The organism is Massilia sp. Mn16-1_5, assembly GCF_004798585.1.
Lineage (GTDB): Bacteria > Pseudomonadota > Gammaproteobacteria > Burkholderiales > Burkholderiaceae_D > Telluria.
In genome coordinates this window covers 391,815-401,374 of sequence record NZ_PPXQ01000002.1, presented here as the reverse complement: position 1 = coordinate 401,374, position 9,560 = coordinate 391,815, and the positions used below count along the sequence as shown (strand labels likewise).

At 69.3% G+C, this 9,560-nt stretch carries 7 protein-coding genes; 4 read left to right on the top strand and 3 right to left on the bottom strand.

Annotated elements, in window-relative coordinates:
• The first annotated feature begins 477 nt into the window (after positions 1-477).
• Entirely contained in the window at positions 478-2,052 is a 1,575-nt protein-coding gene (locus tag C2862_RS03890; protein WP_168709992.1) for a heme peroxidase family protein, read from the top strand.
• On the opposite strand, the gene C2862_RS25890 is transcribed toward C2862_RS03890, so the two are convergent.
• Both C2862_RS25890 and C2862_RS03880 read right to left on the bottom strand, forming a co-directional pair.
• Entirely contained in the window at positions 2,049-3,272 is a 1,224-nt protein-coding gene (locus C2862_RS25890) for a PAS domain-containing sensor histidine kinase (RefSeq protein WP_136218779.1), read from the bottom strand. The genes C2862_RS03890 and C2862_RS25890 overlap by 4 nt on opposite strands.
• Positions 3,262-4,590 carry a sigma-54 dependent transcriptional regulator gene (locus C2862_RS03880; protein WP_136218778.1) on the bottom strand — a complete coding sequence of 443 codons (1,329 nt, stop codon included), beginning with the start codon at positions 4,588-4,590 and terminating at the stop codon, positions 3,262-3,264. The genes C2862_RS25890 and C2862_RS03880 overlap by 11 nt, the downstream gene beginning before the upstream one ends.
• Positions 4,591-4,804: 214 nt before the next feature.
• On the opposite strand from C2862_RS03880, the gene C2862_RS03875 reads away from it, so the two are divergent.
• The 3 genes from C2862_RS03875 to C2862_RS03865 are packed head-to-tail and all read left to right on the top strand — an operon-like array spanning position 4,805 to position 9,231.
• Positions 4,805-6,091 (top strand): efflux RND transporter periplasmic adaptor subunit, encoded by a 1,287-nt coding sequence (locus C2862_RS03875; RefSeq protein ID WP_229467278.1) that lies wholly within the window; start codon positions 4,805-4,807, stop codon positions 6,089-6,091.
• A 27-nt stretch (positions 6,092-6,118) separates the two neighbouring features.
• Positions 6,119-6,799, top strand: a complete 681-nt coding sequence (locus C2862_RS03870) for an ABC transporter ATP-binding protein (protein ID WP_136218777.1) — start codon at positions 6,119-6,121, stop codon at positions 6,797-6,799.
• Positions 6,796-9,231, top strand: a complete 2,436-nt coding sequence (locus C2862_RS03865) for an ABC transporter permease (RefSeq protein ID WP_136218776.1) — start codon at positions 6,796-6,798, stop codon at positions 9,229-9,231. Before C2862_RS03870 ends, C2862_RS03865 begins: the two co-directional genes overlap by 4 nt.
• Here the strand turns inward: C2862_RS03865 and C2862_RS25645 are convergent.
• The gene (locus C2862_RS25645; RefSeq protein ID WP_136218775.1) at positions 9,228-9,560 is read right to left on the bottom strand and encodes a hypothetical protein; all 333 of its coding nucleotides are present in this window, start codon (positions 9,558-9,560) and stop codon (positions 9,228-9,230) included. The genes C2862_RS03865 and C2862_RS25645 overlap by 4 nt on opposite strands.

Genomic DNA, 9,560 nt, shown 5'->3' with positions numbered 1-9,560 from the left:
TGGTGTGGGAACGAGGTGAAGGGCTTGATCTACCTTCCAAGGTCGAGCCTTAAGGGTGGGCCCAAGCTGGTCTTCACCTCTGCTGGTGATAGCTAACCACCAACTCGATCAAGATACAAGGGTGGGCGCCCCGTGCCCACCATAACGATGAGCAGACGGATTGCACGAAGCATGGTGGGCACGGGGCGCCCACCCTACGAAGCAGCCGCAGCCGCGAAATACGCGTGCCTGACCTTGCTTGACATCCAACTTTCCCGATCGATACTGAGGCCTTCAACGTTTTTCAGCGTCAGTGTCCGTTTTGCTATTCCCTCGGTTATTCACCTCGCTGCAGCCCTTCGTGGCGGCACGCATCTGAACAGTACCCCCAGCATGGAATTGCCAGCCGTATCCCCGCGCACGTTGAATTTTTGAAACTTTCAGGAGTCGTAGATGAGAAAGCACGTTTTATCGGCGCTTGCGCCGCTAGGCCTCTGTTTGGTCGTCAATTCCACGGAAGCAGATACCGTCACCGCGCGCCAGCCGGCCCGCGCTCCCCACCCCGACAATGTGTTCACCCGCATGTACCCCGCCCTGCCCTCGTTCGCGCCCCAAACCGCCGCGGCGCGCGCGGCGATGCAGCGCATGGGGGCGCGCAACGACCTGATCGACGCCGGCGACAACCTCACCGACCCGATCCAGTCGATCCTGAATCCGTCCGTGTTCAGCCCGAACAACCCGGACAATCCGAACATGACCGCCGGCATGACCTTCCTCGGCCAGTTCCTCGACCACGACGTCACCTTCGACCGCAAGTCGATCCTGAACGCGAACGCGAACCCGATGGCAACCGTGAACTTCCGCACGGCCGCCTTCGACCTCGACTCGGTCTACGGCAACGGGCCGACGGGCTCGCCCGAACTCTACGACAGCAGCTCGGGACGCATCAAGTTCCGTCTCGAACGGATACCCGGTTCCGAAGCCGTCTCGCGCCATGGCGCGGTGCGCTTCGACATGCCGCGCGACCGCCAGAACAACGCCATCGTCGCCGAAAGCCGCAACGACGAGAACGTCGTGATCGCGCAGATGCAGGTCGCCCTGCTCTCCTTCCACAATGCCGTCACCGACTACCTGGCCGCGCAGCCGGCGTATCGCGGCGCCAGCGCCCAGAAGCTGTACACGGACGCGCGCCGGCTGGTGACCTGGCATTACCAGTGGATCATCCTGCACGAGTTCCTGCCGCTGACGATCGGCCAGGCGCAGCTCGACGACATCCTGCGCAACGGCCTGACGTACTACCATCCAGAGGCCTCGCTGAACCGCTTCCGCACTGGCGACGGCCATGAGATGCCGCGCATCCCCATCGAATTCAATGCCGCCGCCTACCGTTTCGGGCACTCCCAGGTGCGTCCCAGCTACCGCGCCAACTTCGGACCGACCGGCGGCGCGCCCTTCTTCGCCTTCATCTTCGACGACGCCGAGAACCCGGCCGCGCCCGATCCGAACGACCTGCGCGGCGGCAAGCGGGCGGCGCGGCGCTTCGTCGACTGGCAGACCTTCTTCGATTTCGGCGACGGCAACGTGCGGCCGAACAAGCGCATCGACGCCAGGATGTCCTCGCCGCTGATGCAGCTGCCCGGCGCGCGTGCGCCTTCTCCCGGCCTGCCGAACGACGGCGTGCAGTCGCTGCCCGCACGTACGCTCTCGCGCCACATCAACTTCGGCATCCCCTCCGGCCAGGCGATCGCGCGCACCATGCACATGCCGGTGCTCGCGCCCAGCCAGCTGAGCGAGCTGGCGCCCTACGCGCTCGACCCGCGTGACACCCTGGCCAGCTCGACCCCGCTGTTCTTCTACATCCTGAAGGAAGCCGAGGTGATGGAGCACGGCCTGCGCCTGGGCCCCGTCGGCGGACGCATCGTCGGCGAGGTCTTCGTCGGCCTGCTGCGCGAAGACCCGGGCGCCTACCTGCGCGCCGCGCCGCAGTGGCATCCGACGCTGCCGACCAGCCATCCGGGCGACTTCCGGATGGCCGACCTGCTGCAGTTCGCGGGCGTCGTGCCGCCGCTTTAAAAACTCAGCACGAAGCGGGCACCGCCCGTCACGGGCCGCACGTGGCGGACGGTGCCGCCGTTGCCGTGCACCAGCTGGCGCACCAGCGCCAGGCCGATGCCGCGCCCACCCTTCCTGGTCGTGAAGAAGGGCGTGAAGATATGCGGCAGCAGTTCCTCCGGCACGCCGGGACCGTTGTCGCTGACCTCGATGCGCAGGCGGGCGCCGCGCACCAGGCGCGCGTGCACCGTCGCGCCAGGAGCAGCCATGCCGACGGTCGCCTCGAGCGCATTCTTCAGGAGGTTGATCAGGGCCTGCTCGATCTGGCCGGGATCGGCCACCAACACCGGCGCGCCCGGTTCCACCAGCATGCGCAGCTCGCCGCCGCGGGCCTGCCAGGCAGGTTCGACGAGCAGGGTCAAGCGCGCGAACAAAGCCTCGAGGTCGATCTGCTCGGGGCGCGGTTCAAGCATGCCGGACAAGCTGCGGTAGCTGCCGACGAAGTCCGCCAGGCTCGTCGCCCGGCGCGCGATGGCGTCCAGCGCCATCGTCAGGTCCATCGCGAGGCCGGCCGCTGCCTCGCCCTCCAACTGGGGCTGCAGTTCGAGCAGCATGCCTTGCGCCGTGCTGGAGAGCGAGGCCACCGGGGTCAGCGAATTCATGATCTCGTGGGTCAGCACCTGCACCAGCTGGCGCCAAGCGTTCAGGGTCTCCGATTCGAGCTCGCTTTCGACCGGCAGCAGCGCGGCGACGCGCTGCGGCTTGCCCTGCACCGTGAGCGCGGACAGCGCCACCATGGCGCGTTCAAGGCCGCGCTCGGTATCGAAGGCAAGCAATGCGCGTCCCTGCGCCGGCTGCGCGGCCAGCTGCGCGAAGAGTTTGCCGCGATCGAGCACCCGTCCCGGCGCCAGGAACTGGCGCGCGTTGGCGTTCAGGGGCGCGACTTCGCCCCGGGCCTCGATCAGGAACAGGGCGACCGGCGCATGTTCGAGGCGCGCCTCCAGCGCCAGCGCATCGGCCGACGAGCGCAGCGGGACCGGATCGCTCGCCGCCACTTGGGTGGCGCTCGGTGCCAGCCGCACCAGCGCATGCCAGACCACCCAGCCTGGCGCCAGCGCCGCCAGCGCGCATAGCACCAGCAGGCGTGGCGCGTCGCCGCAGGCCTGGGCGCTTGCAGCCAGCGCCATCAGGGCGAGGATGGCCGCAGCGGCTTTCAGTTGCAGCACGCGCCTAGAGGCCATGCTTCTCGAGCTTGCGGTACAGTGCGGCGCGGCTTAGTCCAAGGCGCCGCGCCGCTTCGCTGATATTGCCCTTGGCCTGCGCCAGCGCGGCGGCGATCGCGCCGCGCTCGACTTCGCCCAGGGTCTGGTCTTCCGGCACCGGCGCCGGCGCTGGTGCAGCGCCTGGCACCACCAGACCGAAGTCGGCGAACGCGTATCTGTCGCCGGCGGCGAGGATCACAGCGCGTTCGCAGGCATGGCGCAGCGCGCGCACGTTGCCGGGCCAGGGCCATTCCAGCAGCGCCGCCTGCGCGCTGGGGGCCAGCGGACGCGCCGGCCGCGCGTACTGCGCCTCGTAATGGGCCAGGTAGTGGCGCAGCAGGCCCGGGATGTCGCCGCGCCGTTCGCGCAGCGGCGGCACCCGGATCACGATCGTATTCAGGCGAAACAGCAGGTCGGGACGGAACACGGCCGGGTCGAACAGGCTCGCCTCGTCGAGGTTGGTGGCGCTGACGATGCGCACGTCGACCGCCTGCGGTCGGTCGGCGCCCAAGGGCGTGACTTCGCGCCGCTCCAGCGCCGCCAGCAGCTTGGCCTGGGCCGGCAAAGGCATGTTCCCCACTTCATCGAGGAACAGCGTACCGCCACGCGCCGCCTGGAAGCGGCCGTCGCGGTCGGCCTTGGCATCGGTAAAGGAGCCTTTGCGGTGGCCGAACAGCTCGCTCTCGAAGGTCGCTTCCGGCAGCGCGCCCATGTCCACCGCGAGGAACGGCGCTGCTGCGCGCTTCGAGGCGAGGTGGATGGCGCGTGCCACCAGTTCCTTGCCGACGCCGTTCTCGCCCAGCACCAGCACGTTGGCCTCGGTCGGGCCGACGCCGGCCACCATCGCGCGCACCGCGGCCATCGCGGTCGACTCGCCCATCAGGATCGAGCCGGCCGGCGGCGCCTCCCTGCGGCGCGCCAGGGCGCCATCGACGGCCGCCAGCAGGCGCGCATTGTCCCAGGGCTTGGTGATGAAGTCGCCCGCGCCGCGCTTGAGCGCTTCCACCGCCAGCGGCACGTCGGCATAGGCCGTCAGGGCGATCACGGCGGGCGGCTGGGGCTGTGTGCGCAGGAGGTCGAGTACGGCCAGGCCTTCGGCGCCGTCGGTGCGGCCCGGCGTGAAGTTCAGGTCGAGCAGGACCACGTCGAAGCCCCCCGCGGCCAGCGCCGCCGGCAGGCGCGCCGGGTCGTGCAGTACCGTGACCTCGCCATGGCGCCGGCGCAGCAGCATCCGCGCGGCGAAGGCCACGTCGGCGTCGTCGTCGAGGATCAGGATGCGGGCGGTGGTCGGGTCCATGTGCAGGCGCGAGGCATTGAAGTCCGGGGCATTCTAGCAGCGAAGATGAGCTGGCGAAATGGCATTTGCCCGCTTGCCGCACACCTGTCCGGAAACGGACACCTGGCCTGTTCGGGAGTGGACAGATCGTCTCGCAAAGCCGGCAATCGGGCCCGAAAACGGCATGGCACGGCGCTTGCAATGACAGTCCTCGTCATCATTCACCGAGCCTCGCATGTCCCTGAAACCGATTCCCGCTCCTGCCACCGGCGCCGCCATGGATACCATCGTTCCGCGCAAGCGCGGCAGGAAGCTCGTCATAAGCGGTACCGCCGCCGTCTTGCTGCTGGCCCTGGGCGCCACCCTCTGGCAGCAGATCCCGCGCGGCCTGCGCGTGGAGCGCGCCGAGCTGCAGATCGCCGCCGTGCAGCAAGGCGTCTTCCGCGACGAGCTGGTGGTGCGCGCGAACGCCGAACCACTCGACTCGGTGATCCTCGATTCGGTCGAGTCGGGGCGCATCGAGGAAGTCTTCGTGCGCGACGGCGACGTGGTCAACAAGGGCCAGCTGCTGTTTCGCATCGCGAACCCGCAGCGCAACCTGGAACTGCTGGCGCGCCAGGCCGAACAGGCGCAGCAGCTCTACAACCTGGCCAACCTGCGCCTGGCCCAGGAGAGCGACCGCAGCACGCGCCAGCGCCGCCTCGACGAACTGGCCTTCAATCTCGAACAGGCGCGCAAGCGCCACGCGCGCAACGAGCGCCTGGCCGCGCAGGGTTTCATCTCCCCGGTGGCGCTGGAAGAATCGCGCGACGCGTTCGAGAAGGAGGCGCGCGCCATCGCGCTAGAGAAGCGCAGCGCCGCCGCCGACAGCCAGGTGCGCACGCCGGCCCTGTCGCAACTGGAAAAAGCGATTGGCGGACTCGATACCGGCCTGCAGCTGGTGCAGGCCACCGTCGACGCGCTGGTGGTGCGCGCCCCCGTGGCCGGCCGCCTGACCGACTTTCGCATGCAGGTGGGCGAATCGATCGTCACCGGCAAGAACGTCGGCCGCATCGACGACCCGGGCCACTTCAAGCTGGCCGCGCGCATCGACGAGTTCTACCTGAACCGCGTGGCAAGCGGACGTCCCGGCTCGATCGAACACGAGGGCCGGCGCTATCCGGTGCAGATTGCCAGCGTCTACCCGCAGATCAAGGAAGGCCGCTTCCTGGCGGAGCTGCGGTTCAGCGGCGAGCAGCCGGCCTCGCTGCGCCCCGGCCAGAGCCTGGACGCCCAGCTCACCCTGGGCCAGCCCGCGCGCGCCCTGGTCTTGCCTGCCGGCCCCTGGGTCGGCGACAGCGGCGGCGCCTGGGTCTACGTGCTCGGGCCCGATGGCCGTACGGCCGAACGGCGCGCGGTGCGCACGGGCCGGCGCAGCAATGCCCAGGTCGAGGTGCTGGCAGGCCTGCGGCCCGGAGATCAAGTCATCGTTTCAAGCTATGCGGCCTTCGGACAGTCGACCGCACTCAGCATTTCGCAGTAATCTTCTACTCCAAAAAAAAGGAATGGCATGCTCAAGCTTTCAGGCATCAGCAAGACCCACGTGGCGGGGGAAGTCCACACCACGGCCCTCGACCGCATCGACCTCGAGATCGAGGCCGGAGAATATGTCGCCATCACCGGCCCTTCGGGCTGCGGCAAGTCGACCCTCCTCGGCCTGCTCGGCCTGCTGGACGTGCCGAGCACCGGCGAATACTGGTTCGAGGGCGAGAACGTGGCTGGATGGAGCGAGGCGCGCCTGAACCGCCTGCGGCGCGGACGCATCGGCTTCATCTTCCAGAGTTTCAACCTGATCGATGAGTTGAATGTGTTCGAGAACGTCGAACTGGCGCTCGAATACAGCGGCATGAAGCCGGCCGAGCGGCGCGAGCGCGTGAACGCCATGCTGGACAAGCTCGGCGTCGCCCACCGCGCGCGTCATAAACCCTCGCAGCTGTCGGGCGGGCAGCAGCAGCGCGTCGCGATCGCGCGGGCGCTGGTGGCCGGCCCCGCCCTGCTGCTGGCCGACGAACCGACCGGTAACCTCGACACGGCGCACGGCGACGAAGTGATGCGCATGCTGCGCACGATTAACCTCGAGGGCACGACGGTGGTGATGGTGACCCACTCCCCGGCCCATGCGGCCCAGGCATCGCGCACGCTGAACCTGCTCGATGGCCGTATCGTCGTCGACGCGCTGAGGGCGGCATGAAGATCAACTTTAACTTCGTCGAATTCAACTTCGCGCGCGACCTGCGCATCGGCTGGCGCCAGCTGATGCAGGAACCCGGCTATTCCGCCGTCACGGTGCTCGGCCTGGCGCTGGCCTGCGCCGCCTGCTTCCTGCTGCTCGGCTTCGTCGCCTACTGCCTGAACTACAACAGCCACGTGCCCGACGGCGAGCGGGTGTATGTGGTCAAGCAGCGCATCAACTTCTTCCCGCGCCCGGACTGGAACACGCGCGCCACCCTCATGCTGCGCGACGCGGCGCTCGCCAGCGGCGTCGTCGAGCAGGCCAGCAACGCGCAGCAGATCCAGCATCCGCTGCGCGCCGCCAATGAATTGCACGAAGTCAGGATGTACGCGGTCGATCCGAGTTTCGGCGCCATCTTCGGCATCAAGCCCTTGAGCGGCGACCTGCAGGCGGCATTGAACCGCCCTGACGGCCTGGCGCTGACGCGCGAGACAGCCCTGCGCCTGTTCGGCCACACGGAGGTGCTGGGCAAGACCGTGGGCGCCGGCGACGACGTGCTGCAGGTGCTGGCCGTGATTCCTGACCTGCCGGCCAACACCACCGTGCGCTGGGAAGCCCTCGGCGGGCCGCTCAGCCGGGCGCTGAAACCGGAAGACCGCACCCTGCACCCGGCGGGCCAGCAGCGCGGCCAGATCTTCCTCAAGCTGCGCGCGGGCGCCGACCCGGCCCGGCTCGGCGCCCTGCTCCAGGACGCGGTCGAAGCCTCGCCCATGAACCAGTCCATGCGCAAAGGGCCCATGGGCCGCTCGCTCACCGGCCCCGGCGTCGAAATTCGCCTGGCCGCCCTGCCCGACGCCTACTTCGACCCCGACCTGGCCAGCGGCCGCGACAAGCGCAACTACGGCCAGCGCGCCAGCACGCTGGCGCTGGCCGGTGTCGCCCTCCTGATCCTGGCGCTGGCGATGAGCAACTGGATCAACCTCGCCACCGTGCGCACGCTGCGGCGCCAGCGCGAGATCGGCATGCGCAAGGTGCTGGGCGCCAGCGCCGCGCGCGTGGCGGCCCAGTTCCTGGCCGAGTCGGTGCTCGTCGCCCTGCTGGCAACCAGCGCCGGCATCGTGCTCGTCTGGCTGCTGCTGCCGCTGTTCGCCGACCTGGTCGACCGCAAGCTCGAAGGTTTCTTCACGCCCGCCCGGCTGGCGCTGGCGTGGCTAGCGGGTGTGCTGGCGGGCCTCGCGGCTGGCGCCTGGCCGGCCTGGACGGCGCTGCGGGTACGCGCCGCGACCGTGCTGGCAGGCCGCGACAGCAACAGCGAGACGGTCGGCAACCTGTGGCTGCGGCGCACGCTCACCGTGCTGCAGTTCGCCACCGCGATGGCGCTGGCCGGCGTCACCGTGGCCGTTGGCTGGCAGACCTGGTACGCGACCACCGCCGATCCGGGTTTCGACCCGGGCAGCCTGACCTTGCTCGACATGCCCCTGGCGAAGGAAGAACAGATCCAGGGTTTCGTGCGCGCCGTGACGCGCGTACCCGGCGTCGAGGGCGCGGCGATTTCGGCCGAGGCGATCGGACGCGACGCCAACAAGATCACCGGCGGCTTCAACCTGCGCAATGGGGGCGAGCTGCGCATGGAGGTGAAACGCACCTCGCCGGAATTCTTCGACCTGTACCGCATCCGTCCCGTCGCCGGCCGCCTGTTCAGCGCCGAGCGCGACCAGCCCACGTCCAGGGTGGCGCTCCTGAACATGGCCGCCGTCAAGGCCCTGGGCTATCGTACCGCTGAAGAAGCGATCGGCGCGATCCCGTTCGCGCCCGGCCCGGACGGCTTCGACCTGACGATCGTCGGCGTCGCGCCCGACGTGCGCCACCAGTCGATGCGCGAGCGCCCGGGACCAATCGTCTATACGCTGACCGATGCCGACAGCGTCGTCACGCTGCGCACACAGCTCGACCAGCAGGCACTGGCCCACGCGATCGGCCCGGTCTGGCGCCAGTACTTCCCGAACGGGAAGATGTACATGCGTAGCGCCGCCAGCGTCTTCGGCGACAGCTACCGCCAGGACCTGCGCATGGTCAAAATCCTGGGCGCGGCCAGCCTGGTGGCCCTCGCCCTGGCCGCCTTCGGCATCTACGTGCTGTCCGCCTACACAGTGCAGCGCAGCCGGCGCGAGATCGTGATCCGCAAGCTGTACGGCGCCAGCAACGGCGCCATCGCGCGGCGCCTGGGCCGCGAATTCGGGTTGACGGTGGCGGTCGCGGGCCTGATCGGCCTGCCGGCGGCGGCGCTGGCGATCCGCTACTACCTGGACGGCTTCGCCGAGCGCGCGCCCCTGGGTGCCTGGCCACTGGTGGCGGCGGTGGCGCTGGCCCTGGTCGCGGCGATCGGCGCGACGGCGAAGCATACGGCGGCGGCGATCCGGATGAGTCCCGTACAGGCGCTGCGCAGCTAGTCCTGGGGGAGCGCCGCGTACCAGTCGGCGTAGGGTGTGTTGAGGGCGAGCTTGCGGTTGTAGTCGGGCGCGCCGTCCGTCCACCAGACGGGCCCGCGCTCGCCGAGGCCGCGCTTGGCCGCGTCGACGGCAGCGCGGGCGGTGCGTTCGGCTACGAGGTTGCCGGCGCGTTTGGCGGCGCCGACCTGGCGCCGGGCGAGCATCAGCCGGCCGACCAGGTGCTGGCGCTCAGCATCCGGCAGCGCCGGGTTACTGGTGCGCCAGAGGCGGCCTTTCACCACGAAGTAGCGGCCATCGGGCGTGGCCGGGTATGTTGGAGAGTCGGGCAT